This window comes from Pseudomonas sp. BN505 (assembly GCF_029873175.1).
GTDB lineage: Bacteria > Pseudomonadota > Gammaproteobacteria > Pseudomonadales > Pseudomonadaceae > Aquipseudomonas > Aquipseudomonas putida.
In genome coordinates this window covers 344,087-367,236 of sequence record NZ_SSOI01000067.1, presented here as the reverse complement: position 1 = coordinate 367,236, position 23,150 = coordinate 344,087, and the positions used below count along the sequence as shown (strand labels likewise).

Genomic DNA, 23,150 nt, shown 5'->3' with positions numbered 1-23,150 from the left:
TCTAGCGTGCGGTGTTGGGCAAGTCGAGGTCCTCTGGCTGGATCTCTTCGCTGTCATTCACCAGCAAGGCAAAGTGAATGACGTTCTCCAGTTCGCGGGTATTGCCAGGCCAGAAATGCGCCTCCAGTACCTGCTGCGCCGCCTCGCTTACCAACGGCACAGGCCGCTGCAGGCGTACGCTGTAGATGCCCACGAAGTACTCGGCCAGCGGCAGGATATCGCCCGGCCGCTCGCGCAGTGGCGGCAGTTCCAGCGCGCCCTCGCGCAGGTACTGGTACAGGCGCTCGTTGAAGCGCCCCGCACGTACCACCCGTGCCAGGTCGATGCTGGTGGCGGCGACCAGTCGCACATCCACCGGCTGTGGCTGCTGCGCGCCCACCCGGGTGACCTCGCGGTTTTCCAGGGCCGCCAGCAGCTTGCCCTGGATGGCCAGCGGCAAGTCGGCAATTTCGTCCAGGTACAGCGTGCCGCCGTTGGCCGAACCGAACCAGCCAGCGCGGCTGCTGGCCGTACCGCCATGGCTGCCGGCGCTGTAGCCGAACAGCTCGGCATCGGCGTAAGTGGGGCTGATGGCCGCGCAGTTGACCGACACGAACAGCCCTCCACGGTCGCTGGCACGGTGGATCTGCCGGGCCAGCAACTCCTTGCCGGTGCCGGTTTCGCCACGGATCAGCACAGGCAACGGTTGCGGCGCCAAGCGCTCGAGGTCTTCGCGCAACTGCTGGGAACGCGGGTCAATGAACACCAGGGCCTTGGCACGGATGCTCAGCGGGCTTTTGTCCAGCTCGGGGAAGGTCAGCAGTGGCTGGCCAAACGGGTTTTGAAACGTCATGACGAACTCCCGCCCCAGGCCTTCATTGGCCGGGCGTCAGGTAAACGGAAAACGCTAAGGCCTATCAGGCGCGACGCAGTGCGCGCTGCTCGACCCGGCTTTGCAAGCGATACAAGTAGGCGAAGCCTTGTTCCCAGCGCTCATGGCCGGACTTGACGTTGATGTGCCCGGCATTGCTCAGCAACCCCGCTTCGGCGCCCCACGCCTGGGCCAGGTGCAGGGCCCGCGGCACGCTCACGGCAGGGTCGTTGTCAGAGCTGACGACCTGGCTGGGGAATGGCAAGGCTTCGGTCGGGATCGGCGCGAAGTTGCGCAGGGCCGGCGCGCAGGTCGGCCGTTCGACGTCTGCCGGTGCCACCAGCAGTGCACCCCGCACCTGCCGCCGCAAGGCCGGACGGGCCTGTGCAGCCCAATGGGCGACAGTGACGCAGCCAAGGCTGTGGGCAATCAGGATCACCGGCGAGGGCTCGGCGGCAATCGCCTGCTCCAGCGCCCGCACCCAGTCCTGCCGTTGCGGGGTGAGCCAGTCGTGCTGCTCGACCCGCGCACTGTTGGGCAGGGTGCGCTGCCAGTGACTTTGCCAATGGTTGTCTGGCGATCCTTGCCAGCCCGGCACAATCAGGTAACGAATGGACTCATGGCGCATGGGGACGCCTCCAGTAAGTTTGCGTGCTTGGAGACAAGTATAGGGAGGGAGTTATATTCGTAAAGGAATAAGAAGATATTTATTAATAACCAAAAACCAATAGCTTGTGCGATCCCTGTGGGAGCGGGCATGCCCGCGAAGCAAGCACCGCGGTGGATGGCACGGGCTTCGCCCGTGTTCGCGGGCACGCCCGCTCCCACACGGATCACGCAAAAAAAAGAGGGCCATCCCCTGCCAAGAGATATGGCCCCAACGCACTTGCGAGAGTCACTTGCCTGAAGAGGTTTTGCAGGTATCAGCGCGCGGTTATCACCGCCAGTTTGCTAATACCCGCACGTTCGATGGCTGCCATGGCCCGCGCCACTTCGCCGTAGTTCACGCCGTCATCGGCCTGCAGTTGCACGCGCACGTCCGCGTCCTTGTCCTTGGCCGCCTTGAGGTTGGTTTCCAGCAGGTCGGGCTGGATCTGGTCCTTGTTGATGAACAGCTTGCCTTCACCGTCAATGCTGACCACCAGCGGGTCCTTCTGCTCCACCGGGGCCACGGCCTCGGTCTTGGGCAGGTTGATAGGGATGGCGTTGGTCAGCAGCGGCGCGGTGACGATGAACACCACCAGTAGCACCAACATGACGTCTACCAAAGGCGTGACGTTGATTTCACTGAGGACTTCGTCGCTGTCCTGGGTCGAAAAGGCCATATCAGGACGCCTCCTTCACGGGTTGGGTGAAACCAGGCTGGGCTTTTTGCACAGCAGGGTGCACCAGCACACGGAAGGCACTCTTCTGCGCCAGGCTGTAGAAGTCGTGGGCGAAGTCATCCAGGTCGGCAGCCGTCAGCTTGAGGCGACGCAGGAAGTAGTTGTACACCAGCACTGCCGGCACCGCGACGGCGATACCCACACCAGTAGCCACCAGTGCCGCACCGATGGGCCCAGCAACAGTTTCCAGGCTGGCGGAGCCGGCCGCACTGATGCCCTTGAGCGCTTCCATGATGCCCCACACGGTGCCGAACAGGCCGATGAAGGGCGAGGTGCTGCCGATACTGGCGACCACCGCCAGGCCGGTTTCCAGCGAGCGGCGCTCACGCACGATCTGCTGACGCAGGGCGCGCTCCAGGCGGTCCTGATGGTTGATGGCGTGGCTCAGGTCATTGGCCTGGGTATCACCAACGGCAATCGCGGCATAGCCGGACTGGGCAACGCGGGCCGCCGGGCCGGGCAGCTCATGGCTGAGTTCGGCAGCCGAGTCCAGGCTGGAGGCAGCCCAGAACTGCTGGTGGAAGCGCTTGTCCTGGTTTTTCAGCCGCACGAACTGCGCGACCTTGACCAGGGCCAGGCCCCAGGTGACGACAGAGAAACCGACCAGCAGCCAGATGACTGCGCTTTCAACGGATTCGAGGGGGGATGCCAGCAGGCTCATGATGGTGTCTTCCTGTGTTCTGCGAAATAGTTAGCGAAGCTTGAAATCGATCGGCACGCTGACCCAGCCGGTCTGGGCCACATCGCCCTGCTTGGCGGGCACGAAGCTCCAGCGCTTGACCGCGGCCAGCGCGGCAGTGTCGAGGGCGTCACGGCCACTGCTTTTCTGTATCTGGATCTGCCCGGGCTTGCCGCTTGGCAGCACCTCTACGCGCAACAGCACGGTGCCTTCCCAACCACGGCGCTGGGCCATTTGCGGGTATTCCGGTGCCGGGTTCTTCAGGTACGCGGCGTTGGCCGATGCCGGGGTTATCGGGGCCGGCGCGGGTGGCGCTGGCGCAGGCGGTGCGGGGGCGGCCACCGGCGCTGGCGGTGGTGCCTCCACCGGTTTGGGCTGTGGCTTGGGCGCTTGCTTGACCACAGGCTTGGGCACGGGCTTTGGCTTGGGTTTGGGCTTGGCGGCCAGTTCGTCGACTACCGGTGGTGGCGGCGGTGGTTCGACCACGGGCGGCGCTGGCGCTGGCGGCGGTGGTTCGACCACGGGCGGCGCTGGCGCTGCGAACTCGATGGTCATGGGCGGCACCTGTGGCGGCACCACTGGCAGCTCGGGCGTTGGCGCCTGGCTGACCCAGTACGCTGCAGCGCCATGCAGCACCAGCACCAGCAGGCCCAACACCAGCTTGTCGCGGCGCTTGAGCCCGCTGACGGGCGTGCGTTGCAGGCGCAGCTGGCCAAGCGGGAGGCGAAGCGTGCGTCCAAGCTCGACCAGGTCACCCGGCGCCGGGCGCCATGGCTGGTCGTAGGCCCTGACGGCCGACTGGACATTACCCATTGATCAAACTCCTGGGGTCTCGATTCAGGTGTGTGGCTGAATCATCGGGGCCAGAGGCTTATCTCTTAAAGTAATGTTTAAAATTATGGTTAGAACTGAATTGAATATTGTTTTTTAGGGGGGGCGTGAAACCCACGAATTGCGCGGCCTGCGGCTTTCAGGGGTAAGTGCGATGCATTGTCGGCATGCAAAATATTCGCGCAAGGCATGAGAATGCCGCGAGGGCTGCGCCCTCGATCGCCGGCAAGCCAGCTCCCACATCGGCCGCGGCACACAGCCCCGGCAATCTGTCAGGCGAAAAAAAGCCCGGAACCAAGCCCGGGCTTTTTCATCTTCAACGGCGGCTCAGATATCCGCCACCTTCTGCCAAACCTTCGGCCGGAAGAACAACGTCTCGCCCCGCGCCAGCCCGGTCAGGCTGTCATGGTCCTTGACCACCTCGGCCTCGATCAACTCGCTCTGCCCTTCCACCTTCAAGGTCACCCGCGTGGTAGCGCCCAGCGGCCGGATATCCCGCACCTCGGCAGCATGGTGCCCTTCGGTCTCATGCCGCGACAGCGACACCTCGTGCGGGCGGAACAGCACATGGTGCCCTTCGCTCACCGCCAGGCGGTTGGAATCGCCCAGGAAGTGGTAGACGAAATCGTTGGCGGGCTTTTCGTACACCTCGCCCGGCGAGCCGATCTGCTCGATCACGCCCTTGTTCATGACCACGATGCGGTCAGCCACTTCCATGGCCTCTTCCTGGTCGTGGGTGACGAACACCGACGTCAGGTTGATGTCTTCGTGCAGCCGCGCCAGCCAACGGCGCAGCTCCTTGCGCACCTTGGCGTCCAGCGCACCGAACGGCTCGTCCAGCAGCAGCACCTTGGGCTCCACGGCCAGGGCGCGGGCCAGGGCGATACGCTGGCGCTGGCCGCCAGACAGCTGCTCCGGGTAGCGGTCGGACAACCAGTCCAGCTGCACCATGTTCAGCAGCTCGTGCACTTTCTCGGCAATCTTGCTCTCGCTCGGGCGCTCGCCCTTGGGCTTCATGCGCAGGCCGAAGGCGACGTTGTCGAACACGCTCATGTGGCGGAACAGCGCGTAGTGCTGGAATACGAACCCGACGTTGCGGTCACGCACGTCGTGGCCGGACACATCCTCGCCATGGAACACGATGTTGCCCTGGTCCGGGGTTTCCAGGCCGGCGATGATGCGCAGCAGGGTGGTCTTGCCACAGCCGGACGGGCCCAGCAGCGCCACCAGCTCGCCGCTGTTGATGTCCAGGTTGATGTTGTTCAGGGCCTGGAAGCTGTTGAAGCGCTTGCTGACATTACGAACTTCGATCGACATGAATCATTCCTCCGCGGCGCTGTGGCGCAGGCGGTTAATACGGTTCTCGCTCCACTGCTTGAGCAGCAGGATGAAGAGCGCCAGGATCAGCAACAGGCTGGCCACGCTGAAGGCTGCGACGTGGTTGTACTCGTTGTAGAGGATCTCTACGTGCAGCGGCAAGGTGTTGGTCACGCCACGAATGTGGCCCGACACCACCGACACTGCGCCAAACTCGCCCATGGCCCGTGCAGTACACAGCACCACGCCATAGATCAGGCCCCATTTGATATTGGGCAAGGTCACGTGCCAGAACATTTGCCAGCCATTGGCGCCGAGCAGGCGCGCGGCCTCCTCTTCTTGCGTGCCCTGCTCCTGCATCAGCGGGATCAGCTCACGGGCCACGAATGGCACGGTGACGAAAATGGTCGCCAGGACGATGCCCGGCAGGGCGAAGACGATCTGGATGTCATGGTCCTGCAGCCAGGGCCCGAACAGCCCCTGCGCGCCGAACATCAGCACGTAGACCAGGCCGGCGATTACCGGCGATACCGAGAACGGCAGGTCGATCAGGGTGACCAGGATACTTTTGCCACGGAAGTTGTACTTGCTGACGCACCAGGCGGCGCTGACACCGAACACCAGGTTCAACGGTACCGAAATGGCTACGGCGAGCAGGGTCAGCTTCAGCGCCGACAAGGCATCAGGCTCGAAGATCGCCTCGAAGAAGGTGCCAAAACCGTTCTTCAGCGCCTGCGACACCACGATCACCAGCGGCAGCAGCAGGAACAGGGCGAACACCAGCCAGCCAAGGCCGATGAGAATACGCCGCGAGGTAGCACTGCCACGGCGGGCTGCGTTGGCGGCGGCGCTTGCACTCAGGGATGAACTGGACATGCCGGCCTCCTTCAAGGGGTTTCGATGCGGCGCTGCAGCAGGTTGATCAGCAGCAGCAGGATGAAGGAAACCACCAGCATCAGCACGCCGATGGCAGTCGCGCCGGTGTAGTCGTACTGGTCGAGCTTGACCATGATCAGCAGCGGCAGGATCTCGGTCTTCATCGGCATGTTGCCGGCAATGAAGATCACCGAACCATACTCGCCCACGCCGCGGGCGAAGGCCAGGGCAAAGCCGGTGAGCCACGCCGGCAGCAGGGCTGGCGCCAGTATGTGACGGAACACCTGCAGCGGCTTGGCTCCCAGGCAGGCCGCGGCCTCTTCCACTTCACGCGGGATATCGGCCAGTACCGGCTGCACCGTGCGCACCACGAAGGGCAAGGTGACGAAGGTCAGCGCCAGGGTGATGCCCAGCGGGGTGTAGGCAATCTTGAAGCCCAGGTCGGTGGCGAACTGGCCAACCCAGCCCGCAGGCGCGTACAGGGCAGTCAGGGCGATACCGGCAACGGCGGTGGGCAGGGCGAACGGCAGGTCGATCATCGCGTCGATGACCTTGCGCCCAGGGAAGGTGTAACGCACCAGCACCCAGGCCAGCAGGGTGCCGATCACCCCGTTGATGATGGCGGCGAACAGGGCGGTGCCGAAACTCAGCTTGAGCGCGGCGATCACCCGCGGCGCACTGATGATGTTCCAGAACTGCTCCCAGGTCAGCTGCGAGGCATGAATGAACATGGCTGCCAGCGGTATCAGCACGATCAGGCTGAGGTACACCAAGGTGTAGCCCAGCGTCAGCCCGAAGCCGGGTATGACGGGGGAAATACGACGCGACATAAGTGTCCCTGGTTGAATGCACTTGGCCCAGTATCGATCCGGGGCCGGTGCAGGCTTCTGAATCCTGGGGCTGCTTTGCAGCCCATTCGCGGCACAAGGCCGCTCCCACAGGGATCGCGGTTCCACAGGGGATCGCGGCTCTGTGTGGGAGCGGCCTTGTGCCGCGAATGGGCCGCAAGGCGGCCCCCGCTTTTCCCTGGCGTTTACTGTGCCTGATAGATCTGGTCGAACACACCGCCATCATTGAAGAATTTGGGTTGTGCAGTTTTCCAGCCACCGAAGTCCTTGTCGATGGTTACCAGGTCCAGTTTCGGGAATTGCTTGCCGAATTCGGCGGCGACCTTCTCGTCACGCGGACGGTAGAAGTTCTCGGCGGCAATCTTCTGCCCGGCCGGGCTGTACAGGTGCTTGAGGTATTCGGTGGCAATGTCGGTATTGCCCTTCTTCTCGGCGTTCTTGTCCACCACCGCCACGGGCGGTTCGGCCAGGATCGACAGCGACGGTACGACGATGTCGAACTTGTCGGCGCCACCGTCTTCCTTCAGCGCCAGGAAGGCTTCGTTTTCCCAGGCCAGCAACACATCGCCCTGGCCGTTGTTGACGAAGGTGATGGTCGAGCCACGGGCGCCGGTATCCAGTACGGGTACATGCTTGAACAGCTCCTGCACATAGGCTTTGGCCTTGTCTTCGCTACCACCGGCTTTCAGGCCATAGGCCCAGGCCGCCAGGAAGTTCCAGCGCGCACCGCCGGAGGTTTTCGGGTTCGGGGTAATGACCGAAACGTCCTTCTTGATCAGGTCGCCCCAGTCCTTGATGCCTTTCGGGTTGCCCTTGCGCACCAGGAACACGATGGTCGAGGTGTACGGGGTGCTGGCATCCGGCAGGCGGGTCTGCCAGTTGTCCGGCAGGGTCTTGCCGAGCTTGGCCACTTCGTCGATGTCGCCGGCCAGGGCCAGGGTCACCACGTCGGCGCGCAGGCCGTCGATCACCGCACGGGCCTGCTTGCCCGAGCCACCATGGGATTGCTGGATCTTCACCTTGTCGCCCGGGTGGGCCTGCTGCCAGTGCTTGATGAACTCGGCGTTGTACTGCTGGTACAGCTCGCGGGTCGGGTCGTAGGACACGTTCAGCAGTTCGTAGTCCTTGGCGATGGCGGAACCGGCAAAAACAGCACTGGCCAGAGCGGCAAGCGCATAACGGCGAATGGACATGGTGAAGCTCCCGATTGGCATTTTTCTAATTTTGGAGGTGAGGCGCGATCAGCCGGACTTGTTGCCGGGCTGTTGCAGGCGGAACTTCTCCTTGCGCTCGATCTGTACGACCTGAGCGTTGTGCACAGTGATCTCCACCGCACCAAACCGCAGGTCGCGCAAGGCGCTCTGGATTTCACGCAGAATGGTGGCTTCGTCCTGACCGTCGATGCTACGCAGAGATGCACTCATGCTCGTTCTCCTTGGAGTGAGGGTGCCGGGCAGAGGTTTGAAGGGGATTTGCGCCTGGCTTGAGGGCAATAGTAGTGAGGCGGAGTTATTCTTAAAAATACTGTTTAAGAATGTTTATATAACCAAATTCAAATCGTGATTTTACAGGTGCTCAAATGCCTCTGTGGGAGCGGGCGTGCCCGCGAATGCGACAGTGAATCCACCATCGCATTCGCGGGCACGCCCGCTCCCACAGGGTTCAGTGTTGGGTTTTAGTGCTGTTTTCAGGCTCGCGGATCTTGTACCAGGCCACATACAAGGCCGGCAGGAACAGCAGCGTCAGCAGGGTGGCAACGATGATCCCGCCAATCATGGCGTAAGCCATCGGCCCCCAGAACACCTCGCGGGCAATCGGGATCATGCCCAGGCTGGCCGCCGCCGCAGTCAGCAGGATTGGCCGGCGCCGATGGTTGGTGGCCTCCACCACCGCATCCCAAGGCGAGAAGCCCTGGGCTTCGAACTCGTCGATCTGGGTCACCAGAATCACCGAGTTACGAATGATGATGCCCGCCAGCGCCAGGATGCCGAGGATCGCCACGAAGCCCATCGGGGTACCGGTGGGCACCAGCGCCAGCACTACACCGATCAACCCCAGCGGCGCCACGCTGACCACCAGGAACAGCTTCTGCACGCTGTGCAGCTGGATCATCAGGAAGGTCGCCATCAGGAACAGCATCAGCGGAATGACCTTGGCGATCGGGCCCTGAGCCTTGCTGCTCTCCTCTACCGTACCGCCAGTGGCCACTTCGTAACCGACCGGCAGCTGGCTGGCGAACTCATCGATCTTCGGCTTGAGCTGCGCCACCAGGTCGGTGGGCTGGATCTCGCCAGTGACCGAAGCCTTGAGGGTGATGGTCGGCTTGCGATCCCGGCGCCACACCAGCGGCTGCTCCAGCTCGTAGCGCACGGTAGCGAATGACAGCAGCGGGATCGAAGTTCCATTGGGGGTGAGAATCTGCAGGTTCTGCAGGGTATCGGGCGAGCCGCGCTCACTGTCTTCGGCCCGCGCGACCACGTCCACCAGGTAGATGTTGTCGTTGACCTGGGTGATCTGCACGCCACTGACGATGCTGTTCATCACATTGGCCACGTCTTCCGACGACAGCCCCAGCTGGCGTGCCTTGTCCTGGGCGATTTCCACCCGCAGCACCTTACCCGGCTCGTTCCAGTCGTAGATCATCTCGCCGATGTGCTTGTTCTGGTCAAGCAAGGTGGCCAGTTCGATCGCGTGCTTGCGCACCTGATCGATATCAGGACCACTGACCCGGTACTGGATCGGCCGCCCTACAGGCGGGCCCATTTCCAGCGACTGCACATTGGAGCCAATGCCGACGAACTCTTCATGCAGGATCTTCTGCAGACGCTCCATCATGCCCTGGCGCTCTTCGAAGCCTTTGCTGACAATCACCAGCTGCGCGTAGTAAGGGTTCTGCAACTGCTGGTCGAGGGGCAGGTAGAAGCGGACCGCCCCCTGACCAATGTAAGTGCTCCAGTGCACCAGGTCCGGGTCGTCCTTGATCCGCGCCTCGAAGCGGTCGACCACCTTGCGCGTTTCCTCGATCGAGGCGTTCTGTGGCAGGTTGAGGTCGACGAGAATTTCCGGGCGGTCCGAGGACGGGAAGAACTGGTTCTGCACGAAGCGCATGCAAAAGAGCGCCAGCGCGAACAGCACCACGGTACCGATGATGGTCAACCAGCGGTTGCGCATGCACCACAGCAACCCGCCTTCAAATGCCCGCCCGACACGGCCAGGCTCGGCCTCATGGGCCTTGACCTTGTCGCTCTTGAGAATATGCACCCCTAGCACCGGCGCAAAGAACACTGCCACCACCCAAGACACTATCAGGGCCACGGCGATCACCGCGAACAGGGTGAAGGTGTATTCACCCGCGGAGCTGGCGTTCAGGCCGATAGGCACAAAACCCGCCACGGTCACCAAGGTGCCGGTCAGCATGGGAAAGGCTGTGGAGGTGTAGGCGAATGTCGCCGCCTGCTCCTTGGTTTCGCCCATTTCCAGCCGCGTGACCATCACCTCCACGGTAATCATCGCATCGTCCACCAGCAGGCCAAGCGCAATGATCAACGCCCCCAGCGAAATCCGCTGCATGGTGATGCCGCTGTACTCCATGAACACGAACACCATGGCCAGCACCAGCGGGATCGAACAGGCCACCACAAGGCCCGCACGCACGCCGAGGCTGACAAAACTGACGGCCAACACAATCACCACTGCCTCGAACAGCGCACTGGTAAAGCCGCCGACCGCTTGCTTGACCACCACGGACTGGTCCGACACGGTGTGGACGCCGACACCTATCGGCAAGTCCTGGACCACTTTGTCCATGCGCTTTTTCAGCGCCTCACCGAACACCTGGATGTTGCCACCGGCCTTCATGCCGATGGCCAGGCCCAACGCCGTCTGGCCATTGTAGCGGAACATCGGTGAAGGCGGGTCGACGTAACCGCGCTCGATGTCGGCGATGTCGGCCAGGCGGAAGAAGCGGTCGTTGATCCTCAGGTTGACGGTTTGCAGGTCCTTTTCCGAGGCAAACTGGCCGGAGGTACGCACCGAAATACGTTCCGGGCCGGCCTCGATGACGCCAGCCGGGGTCACCGCGTTCTGCGATTGCAGGGCCTGCATCACCTGGCGCTGGTCAATGCCCAGGGCGGCCAGCTTGCGGGTGGAGAAGTTCAGGTACAGCACTTCGTCCTGAGTGCCGACCAGCTCGATCTTGCCGATGTTGGGCACATCGCGCACCTCGGCCCGGGTCTGTTCCACGTAGTCACGCAGTTGGCGCAAGGTCAGGCCGTCGGCGGTAAAGGCATAGATCGAGCCGAATACATCACCGAATTCGTCGTTGAAACCCGGGCCCTGGATGCCCGCCGGGAATTCGCCACGAATGTCCTGGATCTTCTTGCGCACCTGGTACCAGATATCCGGAATGTCCTTGGCCTTGGTGGTGTCGCGCAGGTAGACGTAGACCGTGGATTCACCGGGGCGGGTGTAGCTCTTGGTGTAGTCGAGCGAGTCGAGTTCTTCGAGCTTCTTCTCGATGCGGTCGGTGACCTGGTACAGGGTTTCGTCCTGGGTCGCACCGGGCCAGCGGGTCTGGATGACCATGGTTTTGATGGTGAACGACGGGTCTTCCTCACGCCCGAGGTTGAAGTACGAAAAAATCCCCATCAGCAGGCCAACGAACATCAGGTACCACACGAATGACTGGTGCTTGAGCGCCCATTCGGAGAGGTTGAAGCTTCCTTTCATTGCGCATCCTCGTCGAAGGTGACCTTCTGGCCAGGCTTCAGGCTGTTCACACCTGCGGTAACGACGCGCTCACCGGGCTGCACGCCCGACGTCAGCACGATGCTGTCGGCGGTGCGTTCGATCAGCGCCACGTCACGGGTTGCAACGGTCTTCTGCTGCGTATCGATCACCCACACCTGGGTCTTGCCGTCACGCTCGAGCAAGGCACTGCGGGGCAGTTCGCTGCGGGGCGTGACTTGCGAGCTCAAGGTCACGCTGATCGCGGTGCCCAGGTGAAAGGCCGCAGGCGTGCCGGCCAAGGTCAGGCGGGCGCGGCGGGTGCGGGTGGTGGCGTCGGCCTGAGGTTCCAGTTCGCGCAGCGTGGCGGTGGTGTTGATGGTGGGGTCGAGCTGCGAGGCGACGGTGAAGGTCAGGCCACTGCTCAGTTGTTCGGCCAGGCCGATGGGCAGGTCGATCACCGCTTCCTTCACGTCCGGACGGGCCAGGGTCACCACGGCCTGGCCGGCCGTTACGGTTTGCCCGGCTTCGGCCTGCCAGGCGGTAATCACGGCGGCGTGGTCGGTGCGCAGGGTGCTGTAGTCGAGCTGGTCACGGGCCTGGCTGAGCGCAGAGCGCGCCTGCTCCAGCGCTGCGCTGGTGGTTTTCAGGTTGGTCTGGGCGATATCCAGCTGGGCCTGGGCGCCAACGCCGCGGTCATACAGCTGTTGCTGGCGACGGGCATCGGCCTGGGCGTTGATCCACTGCGCCTGCACCTTGGCCAGGTCGCCTTCGGCGGCGCGCAGCTGGTTCTGCTGGTCGGTCGGGTCGAGGGTGGCCAGGGTGTCGCCCGGCTTCACCTGGGCGCCCACATCCAGCCAACGCCGGGCAATGCGTCCGGAAACACGAAAGCCCAAGGTACTTTCAAAACGCGCCTGGATACTGCCGGCGAAGCGGCCCAGTTGCGACTGCACCTGGGGTTCGACCTTGACCGACAGCACCGGCCGAATCGGCTCTGGTGCTTCTTCTTCGCTACTGCAGCCAGCCAGCAATACGCCGGCCGACAGCATCAGCAGCAGGCGTTTCATAGCTCACCCCCTTGGGCCTTGGCGTCGACCTTCTGCACCTTCATGCCGGGGTGCAGCAACTGCCCGCCAGTGACCACCACGGTTTCGCCGCCCTTCAGGCCGCTGGCGACCACAATCTTGCCGGTGAGATAACGGCTGACTTCGACTTTGCGCAATTCCACCTTGTCGCCCTCGCCCACCACCCATACGGCGGGGTCATGCAGGGCCTTGGTCAGCGCCGACCACGGCAGTTCGACGCTGGGCCGGCCCTGGGCATTGGTGGAGGCGGTGACTGGTGCACCCAGTTGCATGCCGGGTGGCACGTCTTTAAGGCCCACCTTGACCTGCACCGTGCCGCTTTGCGCCGACACCGTGGGCGTGATTTCGCGCACGAAACCCTGCGCCTGGACCTTGGGGTCGTCCAGCAGGCTCACGACTACCCCGGCATCGCTGGGCGGCGCCACCAGCAGCGACTCGTAGACATTGAACACCGCATCGCGGTCGCCATCCACGGCCAGGCTGAAGATCGGCATGGTCGCCTGCACCACCTGGCCGACTTCGGCCTGGCGCTCGGTGATCACCCCGGCGGCCTCGGAGACCAGTGCGGTGTAGCTGAGTTGCTCGTTGGCATTGGCCAGTTGCGCCTGGGCGGCCTTGAGCGCGCTCTGATTGCTGCGCAGCGCGGCCTCGGCAGCATCGTATTCGCTCTGGCTGGTGTAACCCTTGGGCAGCAGTTTTTGCTGGCGCACGAAGGCGGCGCTGGTCTGGGTGACCCGCGCCTGCGCGGCGAATACTTCGGCCTTGGCCGAGTCGACGTTGTTCTGCAGGTCTTTCGGGTCCAGCCGGGCCAGCACCTGGTTGGCCTTGACGTGATCGCCAACATCGACGCTGCGCGAAATGATCTTGCCGCCGACACGGAACGACAGATCAGTCTGCACCCGCGCCTGCACATCGCCGGTCAGGGTGACCCTGGCAGCGAAATCGGTGGACTGGACCTGTTGCACACCCACCCGAGGCAGCGTCTCGGGGACCTCTTCCTTGCTACAGCCGGTGAGCATGTAAAGCAGCCCCAGGCAGACGACCGACAGCGGACGCATCAACGCCATGCTGGCTCCTTGCTCGTGCACAAATGATTTGTGGAATGCGACTGTGAGCGTAGTTCAGGGTTCGATAAACATCACTGACGCGGATCAGTTCGGCATTTTCAAAGCCTGTGCCGGCCTCTTCGCGGGTGAACCCGCTCCCACAGAGATCGTGCATATGCTGAATCCTGTGCAGTACCTGTGGGAGCGGGTTCACCCGCGAAAGGGCCGGTCCTGCCATATCCAGAAATCATCTGCTTCCCTGGGGGTGCAACACAGCCACTACCTTGGGATGTTGATCTCTATTCAAGGAAGAACCTGATGCCCAGGGCCCAATCCCGTCTGCTTCGTCGTGGTCGCTATTCAGAACTTGACAGGCTTTATCTGCTGACCACTGTTACCCATCAGCGCAAGCCGCTATTCGATGACTTCCACCATGCCCGGTTAGTCATTCACCAATTGCGGCAAGCCGATCAGGAGCACGCCTGCCGCTCACTGGCGTGGGTGCTGATGCCAGACCATCTGCATTGGCTGATCGAGCTGAAAGGAACAACACTGGCTACCCTGATGCGCAGGTTCAAGTCCCGCTCCAGTCTCGCATTACATCAGGCAGGGGTTAGGCATGACCCGGTATGGCAGCCTGGGTATCAGGACCGGGCATTGAGAACGGAGAAAAGCATGGTGCATGTAGCCCGGTACATTGTTGCCAATCCATTGAGGGCTGGATTGGTCAGAAGTGTCCGGGAATATCCACACTGGGATGCAGTATGGCTTTGATTCGATGCTGGAGCCTTCGCGGCGGTTCGGCGCGAAAGGGCCGAACCGCCGCGAAAGGGCCGGGTCAGGCCGACGCAGCTACCTGTGTCGGGCGCTTGACCTGCGGCTGCGAAGCGTTGGCCGCAGCGCCTTCCTCGATCGCCTGCTGAATCGCCTTGCGACGACGCTCTTCGCTGCGGCGGCTGAAGTACCAGACAAAGAAGGTCACCAGCGACACCGATAGCAGGATCAGGCTGGCCACGGCGTTGATCTCCGGCTTCACGCCCAGGCGCACTGCCGAGAACACTTCCATCGGCAAGGTGGTCGAACCCGGGCCGGACACGAAGCTGGCCAGCACCAGGTCGTCCAGCGACAGCGCGAACGACATCATGCCGCCCGCCGCCAGCGACGGCGCGATCATCGGGATGGTGATCAGGAAGAACACCTTCCACGGCTTGGCACCCAGGTCCATTGCCGCTTCTTCGATCGACAGGTCCAGCTCACGCAGCCGCGCCGATACAACCACCGCCACATACGCCGCACAGAACGTGGTGTGGGCGATCCAGATAGTGACGATACCGCGCTCCTGCGGCCAGCCGATCATCTGCGCCATGGCCACGAACAGCAGCAACAGCGACAGACCGGTGATCACTTCAGGCATTACCAGCGGCGCGGTGACCAGGCCACCGAACAGCGTACGGCCCTTGAAGCGGGTGACCCGGGTCAGCACGAAGGCCGCCAGCGTACCCAGCGCCACCGCCGCCACCGCCGTGTAGCAGGCGATTTCCAGCGAGCGCATCACCGACCCCATCAACTGGGTGTTGTCGAGCAGGCCGACGTACCACTTGATCGACCAGCCACCCCACACCGTCACCAGTTTGGAGGCGTTGAACGAGTAGATCACCAGGATCAGCATCGGCAGGTAGATGAACAGCAAGCCGAGCACCAGCATCAGCTTGGAGAAACTGAAGCGTTTCATGCGCGGCCCTCCATTTCTTTGGCCTGGCTGCGGTTGAACAGCAGGATCGGCACAATCAGGATCGCCAGCATCACTACCGCAAGCGCAGAGGCTACCGGCCAGTCACGGTTGTTGAAGAACTCCTGCCACAGCACTTTACCGATCATCAGGGTTTCCGGGCCGCCGAGCAGTTCAGGGATCACGAACTCGCCCACCACCGGGATGAACACCAGCATGCAGCCGGCGATGATGCCGTTCTTCGACAGCGGCACGGTAATTTTCCAGAAGCTGTTGAAGGTGCTCGAACCCAGGTCGGATGCAGCCTCGAGCAGGCTCGGGTCATGCTTCACCAGGTTGGCGAACAGCGGCAGGATCATGAATGGCAGGTACGAATAGACCACACCGATGTACACCGCCAGGTTGGTGTTGAGGATCTGCAGCGGCTGGTCGATCAACCCGGTCCACATCAGGAAGCCGTTGAGCAGGCCGTTGTTGCTGAGAATGCCCATCCAGGCATAGACGCGGATCAGGATCGCGGTCCAGGTCGGCATCATGATCAGCAGCAGCAGGACGGTCTGGGTTTCCTTCTTGGCGTTGGCAATGGCGTAGGCCATCGGGAAGCCGATCAGCAGGCACAGCAGGGTGCTGAAGAAAGCCATCTTCAACGAGCCCAGGTAAGCCGAGAGGTACAACTCATCCTCGGTCAACAAGCCATAGTTGGCCAGGTTGAGCACCAACTGGATCTTGTCTTCGACGTAGCTGTAGATCTCGGTATACGGCGGGATCGCCACGTCGGCTTCGGCGAAGCTGATCTTCAGCACGATGAAGAACGGCAGCATGAAGAACAGGAACAGCCAGATGAACGGCACGCCGATCACCACGTGCCGCCCCCGCGGGGTCAGGCGCTGGAAGGCTCGCTTGAGCTTGCGCAGTTTCATGACCGCAGTACCACGCCGCTGTCGTCTTCCCACCACACGTACACTTCATCGCCCCAGGTCGGGCGGGTACCCTGGCGCTCGGCGTTGGCGACGAACGACTGCACAACCTTGCCGCTCGGCAACTCCACGTAGAACACCGAGTGGCCACCCAGGTAGGCGATGTCGTGCACCTTGCCGCGCGACCAGTTGTGCTCGAAATCCGGCTGTTTGGTGGTTACCAGCAGCTTTTCCGGGCGCAGCGCGTAGGTGATGTGCTTGTCTTCCACCGAGGTGGTGATGCCGTGGCCCACGTAGATCTTGCGCTCAAGCTCCGGGCTGGCAATGATCGCGTAGCCTTCGGCATCATCGACCACATCACCTTCGAAGAGGTTGACGTTACCGATGAACTCGCACACCAGGCGGCTGGTCGGCGTTTCGTAGATATCCACGGGCGAGCCGATCTGGGCAATCCAGCCCAGGTGCATGATGGCAATGCGCTGGGCCATGGTCATGGCCTCTTCCTGGTCATGGGTCACCATCACGCAGGTCACGCCCACGCGTTCGATGATCTCTACCAGTTCCAGCTGCATCTGCGAACGCAGTTTCTTGTCCAGCGCACCCATCGGCTCGTCGAGCAGCAGCAGCTTGGGGCGCTTGGCCAGGGAGCGGGCCAGGGCTACGCGCTGACGCTGTCCACCGGACAGCTGGTGCGGCTTGCGCTTGGCGTACTGGGTCATGTGCACCAGCTTGAGCATCTCGGCCACGCGGGCGTCGATGTCAGCCTTGGGCAGCTTGTCCTGCTGCAGGCCGAAGGCGATGTTCTGTGCCACGGTCATGTGTGGGAACAGGGCGTAGGACTGGAACATCATGTTGATCGGCCGCTCGTAGGGCGGCATGTCGGTGATGTCGACGCCGTCGAGCAGGATCCGCCCTTCGGTAGGGCGCTCGAAGCCTGCCAGCATGCGCAGCAGGGTCGATTTGCCGGAACCGGAGCCACCCAGCAGGGCGAAGATCTCGCCTTTGCGGATTTCCAGTGACACATCGTCTACGGCGATGGTTTCGTCGAACTTCTTCGTGACCCGGTCGATTTTGACCAGCACCTGCTTGGGTTGCTGGCCACCCTCGAGGGCTTTCTTATAGGCACCGGAGGCAACTGCCATGAGTGAAACTCCCAACAAGATTTGTGTGCCCGCCCCTGCTTGGGCGGCGGGCCTGGATTGTTACTTGCCCGACTTGACCTTGGTCCAGCTACGGGTCATCAAACGTTGCACCTTGGGCGGCAACTCTGAATTCACGAACATCTTGTCCAGCACTTCCTGCGGTGGGTAAACCGCAGCGTCAGTCCTCACGGCCTGGTCCATCAGGTCGCCAGCCTTGGGGTTCGGGTTGGCGTAACCGACGTAATCACTGACCTGGGCGATAACCTCAGGTTTCAGCAAATAGTTGATGAAGGCGTGGGCCTCTTTGACGTTCTTGGCGTCGGCGGGGATCGCCAGCACGTCGAACCAGAGGTTGCCGCCTTCCTTGGGAATGGCGTAGGCCAGGTTCACGCCCTTCTTCGCTTCTTCAGCGCGGGCCTTGGCCTGGAAGATATCGCCCGAGAAGCCTGCCGCGACGCAGATGTCGCCGTTGGCCAGGTCGGTGATGTACTTGGACGAGTGGAAGTAGGTCACGTACGGGCGCACGGCCAGCAGCTTCTGCTCGGCTTTTGCATAGTCCTTGGGGTCGGTGCTGTTGGGGTTGAGGCCCATGTAGTTGAGCACCGCCGGCAGCATTTCGTCCGCCGAGTCGAGGAAGGCCACGCCGCACTTGGAGAGTTTCTTCATGTTCTCGGGTTCGAACAGCACGGCCCAGGAGTCGATGGTGTCCACGCCCAGCGCGGCCTTCACCTTGTCGACGTTGTAACCGATGCCGTTGGTGCCCCACAGGTAAGGCACGGCGTACTGGTTGCCCGGGTCGTTCTTTTCCAGGCGTTTCATCAACGCCGGGTCCAGGTTGGCATAATTGGGCAGCAGGCTCTTGTCGAGCTTCTGGAACGCGCCCGCCTTGATCTGCTTGCCGAGGAAATGGTTGGACGGCACTACCACGTCATAGCCGGTGTTACCGGCCAGCAGCTTGCCTTCCAGGGTTTCGTTGGAGTCGAACACGTCCTGCACGGGCTTGATGCCCGTTGCTTTCTCGAAGTCCGCGAGTGTGGTCGGGCCGATATAGTCGGACCAGTTGTAAAAGTGCACCGTAGGCGCCGCTTGGACGCTGCATGCCAGCGTCAGGCCCGCACCGGCCATCAAGGCCTTGCGGAATACAGAAATAGACAAGTGGGTGCTCCTCACAATCAGTGCCTGGGTCGCGACAATGCTGCCGCACACGCAAAACCGGCGCGCAACTTACCTTCGCAGCTTCGATGCCGCAATCAACAATTGCCTTTCACTGGCTCCGGGCCGGTAAAGCCCGGCCCAGAGGTGTCGCATCGGGCTTATTTGCCCGATTTGATCTTGGTCCAGCTGCGGGTGATCACACGCTGCACAGAAGCGTCAGGCGCAGCGATTGCGTACAGCTGCTTCTTCACTTCGGCAGGCGGGTAAATGCTCGGGTCACCGCTGATGTCTTTATCCACCAGCGCAGTGGCAGCCTGGTTGCCGTTCGGGAAGCGCACGGCGTTGGTGATCTCGGCCATGATTTCCGGCTGCAGCAGGAAGTTCATGAACTGGTAGGCCTCATCCTTGTGCTCGGCATCTTTCGGGATGGCGACCATGTCGTAGAAAGTACCGGCGCCTTCCTTCGGAATGACGTAGTCCACTTTGACCTTGTCGCCGGCTTCGTGGGCACGGGCCTTGGACTGCTCCAGGTCACCCGAGTAACCGACGGCTACACAGATGTTGCCGTTGGCCATGTCGCCGATGTACTTGGAGGAGTGGAAATAGGTGATCGAAGGACGAATCTTGAGGAACAGGTCCTCGGCGGCCTTCAGGTCTTCTTTCTTGGTGCTGTCGCTCGGCAGGCCCAGGTAGTGCAGCGCGGCCGGGATCATTTCGGTCGGTGCATCCAGGAAGCTCACACCGCAGCTTTTGAGCTTGGCAATGTTCTCAGGCTTGAACACGACGTCCCACGAGTCGATCTTGTCCACGCCCAGCGCGGCCTTGACCTTCTCCGGGTTGTAGCCGATGCCGATCGAGCCCCACATGTACGGGAAGGCGTGCTTGTTGTCCTTGTCGCTGGCATCGCCAACGGCTTTGAGCAGGTCCGGATCGAGGTTTTTCCAGTTAGCCAGCTTGGAACGGTCCAGTTCCTCGTAAACCCCAGCCTTGATCTGCTTGGCCAGGAAGTTGTTGGACGGCACCACGATGTCGTAGCCCGACTTGCCTGCCAGCAGCTTGGCTTCGAGGGTTTCGTTGCTGTCGAAGACGTCGTACTTGACCTTGATACCGGTCTGCTTCTCGAACTTGGCGATGGTGTCCGGCGCGATGTAGTCCGACCAGTTGTAGACGTTCAACACCTTGTCGTCAGCCTGTGCAGCAGTAGCCATGGCACCCATCAGGGCTGCGGCCAGCAACGTCTTGCCCATTTTATTCATGCGTCATGCTCCAGAATTTTTATTTAGCCATCTGTTCAGCAGCCAGGACCTACGGTGCAGAGCGCGCGGCGACTGAATCAGTCGCTAGTCTGGCAAGTTACGAGGCTCTGTTTCAAGGAAAGCAGAGCCTTGTAACGACTTAATGTCACATCGCTAGCCTAGCAAATGCCTACCGAATCGCCTCAAGGGTCAAGTCGAGGCATTTGCGTGCCTTTTCCACCAGTTCGTCGATTTCCGCATGGCTGATGACCAGCGGCGGCGCGATGATCATGGTGTCACCCACCGCACGCATGATCAGGCCGTTTTCGAAGCAGAAGGTGCGGCAGATCATGCCCACGCCCTTGCCCTCGTAACGGCTGCGGGTGGCCTTGTCTTTCACCAGCTCGATCGCGCCAAGCATGCCAAGGCCGCGCACTTCACCCACCAGCGGGTGGTCCTGCAGCTCACGCAAACGCTTTTGCAAATACGGTGCCGCTTCAGTACGCGCCTTCTCGACAATTTGCTCGTCGCGCAGGATGCGCAGGTTTTCCAGGCCCACCGCCGCCGCTACCGGGTGGCCCGAATAGGTGAAGCCGTGGTTGAAGTCACCGCCTTCGCTGATCACCTTGGCCACTTTGTCACGCACGATCACACCGCCCATTGGGATGTAACCGGAGGTCAGGCCCTTGGCGATGGTCATCAGGTCGGGCTTGAGGTCGTAGTAATCAGAGCCGAACCACTCGCCGGTACGGCCGAAACCACAGATGACTTCGTCGGCAACGAACAGGATGTCGTACTTGGCGAGAATCTCCTTCACCTTCGGCCAGTAGGTTTCCGGCGGGATGATCACGCCGCCTGCGCCCTGGATAGGCTCGGCGATGAAGGCGGCGACGTTGTCTTCGCCGACTTCGAGGATTTTCTTCTCCAGCTGTTCGGCCGCCCAGATACCGAACGCATCCGGGGTCATGTCACCGCCTTCGCCGAACCAGTACGGCTGCGGGATGTGCACGATGCCCGGAATCGGCAGGCCGCCCTGCTCGTGCATGCCGCTCATGCCGCCCAGGCAAGCACCGGCGAAGGTGGAGCCGTGGTAGCCGTTGATACGGCCGATGATGGTCTGCTTGTGCGGCTTGCCCTTCAACGCCCAGTAGTGGCGCACCATGCGCAGCACGGTGTCGTTGCCTTCGGAGCCGGAGCCGGTGAAGAACACATGGGTCATGCCCTCGGGCGCCACATCGGTAATGGCCTTGGCCAGTTCCAGTGCAGGCGGGTGGGCCGTCTGGAAGAACAGGTTGTAGTACGGCAGCTCGCGCATCTGCTTTTCTGCTGCCTGCACCAGCTCTTCACGGCCGTAACCGACCGCCACGCACCACAGGCCCGCCATGCCGTCGAGGATCTTGTGCCCCTCGCTGTCCCACAAATGCACCCCCTGGGCCTTGGTGATGATGCGCGGCCCCTTCTCCTTCAGCTGCTTGTAGTCACTGAAAGGTGCGAGATGGTGCTCCCCGCTCAGGTTTTGCCATTCACGGGTTTGCGGGTTGTTGGTGCTCATGTGCTTCTCCGTTGTTCGACAGCCGCGCTCCAGCGGCCCCAGGGTTTATCAGACAGCGAACAGCAGGAACTCTCGCTCCCAGGAACTGATGACACGCTTGAAGTTTTCATGCTCGGCGCGCTTGGTTGCGACGTAGCCGGTGATGAACTTCTTGCCCAGGTACTGCACCAGCGCCCGGCTGTTTTCCATGCGCTCCAGGGCGTCTTCGATGGTCAGCGGCAAGCGCAGGTTGCGGCGTTCGTAGCCACGGCCCTGTACCGGCGCGCTGGCCTGAATGCCTTCGACCATGCCGATGTAGCCACACAGCAGGCTGGCAGCAATGGCCAGGTATGGGTTGGCGTCGGCGCCCGGCAGGCGGTTCTCGACCCGGCGGCTTTGCGGGCCGGCATCCGGTACGCGCAGGCCGACTGTGCGGTTTTCTTCGCCCCACTCCACGTTCACCGGCGCCGAAGTGTCGGGCAGGAAGCGGCGGAACGAGTTGACGTTGGGGGCGAACAGCGGCAGTGCCTCGGGGATGAACTTCTGCAGGCCACCGATGTGGTGGAGGAACAGCTCGCTCATGCTGCCGTCTTCATTGCTGAAGATGTTCTTCCCGGTGGCCACGTCGACCACGCTCTGGTGCAGGTGCATGGCACTGCCCGGCTCGCCGGTCATCGGCTTGGCCATGAAGGTGGCAGCCACGTTGTGCTTGAGGGCCGCCTCGCGCATGGTGCGCTTGAACACCAGGATCTGGTCGGCCAGGTGCAGGGCGTCGCCGTGACGGAAGTTGATTTCCATCTGCGCCGTGCCGTCTTCGTGGATCAGCGTGTCCAGGTCCAGCTGCTGCAGTTCGCACCAGTCGTAGACGTCTTCGAACAGCGGGTCGAATTCGTTGGCGGCTTCGATCGAGAACGACTGGCGGCCGGTTTCCGGGCGGCCCGAACGGCCTACCGGGGGCTGTAACGGGAAGTCCGGGTCTTCGCTGCGCTTGGTCAGGTAGAACTCCATCTCAGGCGCGACAATCGGCTGCCAGCCCTTGTCGGCGTAGAGCTTGAGGACTTTCTTCAAGACGTTGCGTGGCGACAGTTCGACCGGGTTGCCCTTCTTGTCGTAGGTGTCGTGGATCACCTGCGCAGTCGGCTCGATGGCCCACGGTACAAGGAACACGGCATTCTCGTCGGGGCGGCAGATCATGTCGATGTCGGCCGGGTCGAGCAGTTCGTAATAGATGTCGTCGTCGACGTAGTCGCCGGTCACAGTCTGCAGCAGCACGCTCTCGGGCAGGCGCATGCCTTTTTCGGCGATGAATTTGTTGGTGGGCGAAATCTTGCCGCGCGTGATGCCGGTCAGGTCACTGATCATGCATTCGACTTCGGTGATCTTGTGCTCTTTCAACCAATCGGTGAGCTGGTCGAGGTTGTTACTCATAAATACCTCAGGAGGTAAGGTGGGCCGCGCATTGATTCTGGATGGAGTAGATTGCTAAAGCAAAAACCCCCGCGCAGCGCCGCAGTGGATACACTGAAAACAAGTGTGTCCGTAATGAGTTCGAAGGGCAGGAAGACGAAGCGAAGGGCGGCAAGCCGCTACGAGGGCGGGCCCGGAAACGCCAAACGTCAATTATTGCGGCCAGGGCGACCACGCCATTGACGAAGCTTGCAAAAACGACAGAGGTACCCGTTGGCACTGCGCAGGCAGTGCTTTCAGGTCGCGGCAAGCGGACCATGTGACCCTCGTATTATTGTGTTCTGGGTTGTGACCGAGCTTAGCCTTGTTCATTTTTTTACACAACACCCGCG

21 protein-coding genes are annotated in these 23,150 nt (G+C 62.0%); 1 reads left to right on the top strand and 20 read right to left on the bottom strand.

What is annotated here, in order from left to right; all coding sequences use genetic code 11:
* Window position 1: 1 nt before the first annotated feature.
* From E8E78_RS24160 to E8E78_RS24100, 13 genes are all read right to left on the bottom strand, one after another.
* The gene (locus E8E78_RS24160; protein ID WP_016502130.1) at window positions 2–832 is read right to left on the bottom strand and encodes a sigma 54-interacting transcriptional regulator; all 831 of its coding nucleotides are present in this window, start codon (window positions 830–832) and stop codon (window positions 2–4) included.
* 64 nt (window positions 833–896) lie between these two features.
* Entirely contained in the window at window positions 897–1,478 is a 582-nt protein-coding gene (locus E8E78_RS24155; protein WP_280314901.1) for an alpha/beta hydrolase, read from the bottom strand.
* A 295-nt stretch (window positions 1,479–1,773) separates the two neighbouring features.
* Entirely contained in the window at window positions 1,774–2,175 is a 402-nt protein-coding gene (locus E8E78_RS24150; RefSeq protein WP_012274719.1) for a biopolymer transporter ExbD, read from the bottom strand.
* Between the two features lies 1 nt (window position 2,176).
* Window positions 2,177–2,896 (bottom strand): MotA/TolQ/ExbB proton channel family protein, encoded by a 720-nt coding sequence (locus E8E78_RS24145; protein WP_016502132.1) that lies wholly within the window; start codon window positions 2,894–2,896, stop codon window positions 2,177–2,179.
* A gap of 30 nt (window positions 2,897–2,926) precedes the next feature.
* Window positions 2,927–3,727: an energy transducer TonB gene (locus E8E78_RS24140; protein WP_016502133.1), complete on the bottom strand. Its 801-nt coding sequence runs from the start codon at window positions 3,725–3,727 to the stop codon at window positions 2,927–2,929.
* Window positions 3,728–4,072: 345 nt separating this feature from the next.
* Entirely contained in the window at window positions 4,073–5,062 is a 990-nt protein-coding gene (locus E8E78_RS24135) for a sulfate ABC transporter ATP-binding protein (protein ID WP_016502134.1), read from the bottom strand.
* 3 nt (window positions 5,063–5,065) lie between these two features.
* Window positions 5,066–5,938: a sulfate ABC transporter permease subunit CysW gene (gene cysW, locus E8E78_RS24130; RefSeq protein WP_059394509.1), complete on the bottom strand. Its 873-nt coding sequence runs from the start codon at window positions 5,936–5,938 to the stop codon at window positions 5,066–5,068.
* Window positions 5,939–5,949: 11 nt separating this feature from the next.
* Window positions 5,950–6,768, bottom strand: coding sequence for a sulfate ABC transporter permease subunit CysT (gene cysT / locus E8E78_RS24125; protein ID WP_049278315.1), 819 nt, complete (start codon window positions 6,766–6,768; stop codon window positions 5,950–5,952).
* A gap of 203 nt (window positions 6,769–6,971) precedes the next feature.
* Entirely contained in the window at window positions 6,972–7,979 is a 1,008-nt protein-coding gene (locus E8E78_RS24120; RefSeq protein ID WP_016502136.1) for a sulfate ABC transporter substrate-binding protein, read from the bottom strand.
* A 48-nt stretch (window positions 7,980–8,027) separates the two neighbouring features.
* On the bottom strand, window positions 8,028–8,210 hold the full coding sequence (oscA, locus tag E8E78_RS24115) for a sulfur starvation response protein OscA (RefSeq protein WP_016489716.1): 183 nt from the start codon (window positions 8,208–8,210) through the stop codon (window positions 8,028–8,030).
* A 238-nt stretch (window positions 8,211–8,448) separates the two neighbouring features.
* Complete coding sequence (locus E8E78_RS24110) at window positions 8,449–11,514, bottom strand: efflux RND transporter permease subunit (protein WP_280337144.1); 3,066 nt, start codon at window positions 11,512–11,514, stop codon at window positions 8,449–8,451.
* A complete protein-coding gene (locus E8E78_RS24105; RefSeq protein WP_016502138.1) occupies window positions 11,511–12,578 on the bottom strand; it encodes an efflux RND transporter periplasmic adaptor subunit in 1,068 nt (355 codons plus the stop codon). The genes E8E78_RS24110 and E8E78_RS24105 overlap by 4 nt, the downstream gene beginning before the upstream one ends.
* Entirely contained in the window at window positions 12,575–13,663 is a 1,089-nt protein-coding gene (locus tag E8E78_RS24100) for an efflux RND transporter periplasmic adaptor subunit (protein WP_197864818.1), read from the bottom strand. The genes E8E78_RS24105 and E8E78_RS24100 overlap by 4 nt, the downstream gene beginning before the upstream one ends.
* A gap of 297 nt (window positions 13,664–13,960) precedes the next feature.
* Here E8E78_RS24100 and E8E78_RS24095 point away from each other — a divergent pair, with 297 nt between their 5' ends.
* Window positions 13,961–14,416, top strand: a complete 456-nt coding sequence (locus E8E78_RS24095; RefSeq protein ID WP_197864817.1) for a transposase — start codon at window positions 13,961–13,963, stop codon at window positions 14,414–14,416.
* Window positions 14,417–14,480: 64 nt separating this feature from the next.
* Here E8E78_RS24095 and E8E78_RS24090 read toward each other — a convergent pair whose 3' ends face one another.
* The 7 genes from E8E78_RS24090 to E8E78_RS24060 form a co-directional block, all read right to left on the bottom strand.
* Entirely contained in the window at window positions 14,481–15,374 is an 894-nt protein-coding gene (locus E8E78_RS24090) for an ABC transporter permease subunit (RefSeq protein ID WP_016489721.1), read from the bottom strand.
* Window positions 15,371–16,291, bottom strand: a complete 921-nt coding sequence (locus tag E8E78_RS24085) for an ABC transporter permease subunit (RefSeq protein ID WP_016489722.1) — start codon at window positions 16,289–16,291, stop codon at window positions 15,371–15,373. Before E8E78_RS24085 ends, E8E78_RS24090 begins: the two co-directional genes overlap by 4 nt.
* Window positions 16,288–17,430, bottom strand: a complete 1,143-nt coding sequence (potA, locus tag E8E78_RS24080; protein WP_016502141.1) for a polyamine ABC transporter ATP-binding protein — start codon at window positions 17,428–17,430, stop codon at window positions 16,288–16,290. The genes E8E78_RS24085 and potA overlap by 4 nt, the downstream gene beginning before the upstream one ends.
* Before the next feature lie 60 nt (window positions 17,431–17,490).
* Window positions 17,491–18,585, bottom strand: coding sequence for a polyamine ABC transporter substrate-binding protein (locus E8E78_RS24075; protein ID WP_041167936.1), 1,095 nt, complete (start codon window positions 18,583–18,585; stop codon window positions 17,491–17,493).
* A gap of 158 nt (window positions 18,586–18,743) precedes the next feature.
* Window positions 18,744–19,841, bottom strand: a complete 1,098-nt coding sequence (locus E8E78_RS24070; RefSeq protein WP_016502143.1) for a polyamine ABC transporter substrate-binding protein — start codon at window positions 19,839–19,841, stop codon at window positions 18,744–18,746.
* A gap of 169 nt (window positions 19,842–20,010) precedes the next feature.
* On the bottom strand, window positions 20,011–21,372 hold the full coding sequence (locus E8E78_RS24065; RefSeq protein WP_049278307.1) for an aspartate aminotransferase family protein: 1,362 nt from the start codon (window positions 21,370–21,372) through the stop codon (window positions 20,011–20,013).
* A gap of 48 nt (window positions 21,373–21,420) precedes the next feature.
* The gene (locus E8E78_RS24060; protein WP_016502145.1) at window positions 21,421–22,779 is read right to left on the bottom strand and encodes a glutamine synthetase family protein; all 1,359 of its coding nucleotides are present in this window, start codon (window positions 22,777–22,779) and stop codon (window positions 21,421–21,423) included.
* Between the last annotated feature and the right edge of the window lie 371 nt (window positions 22,780–23,150).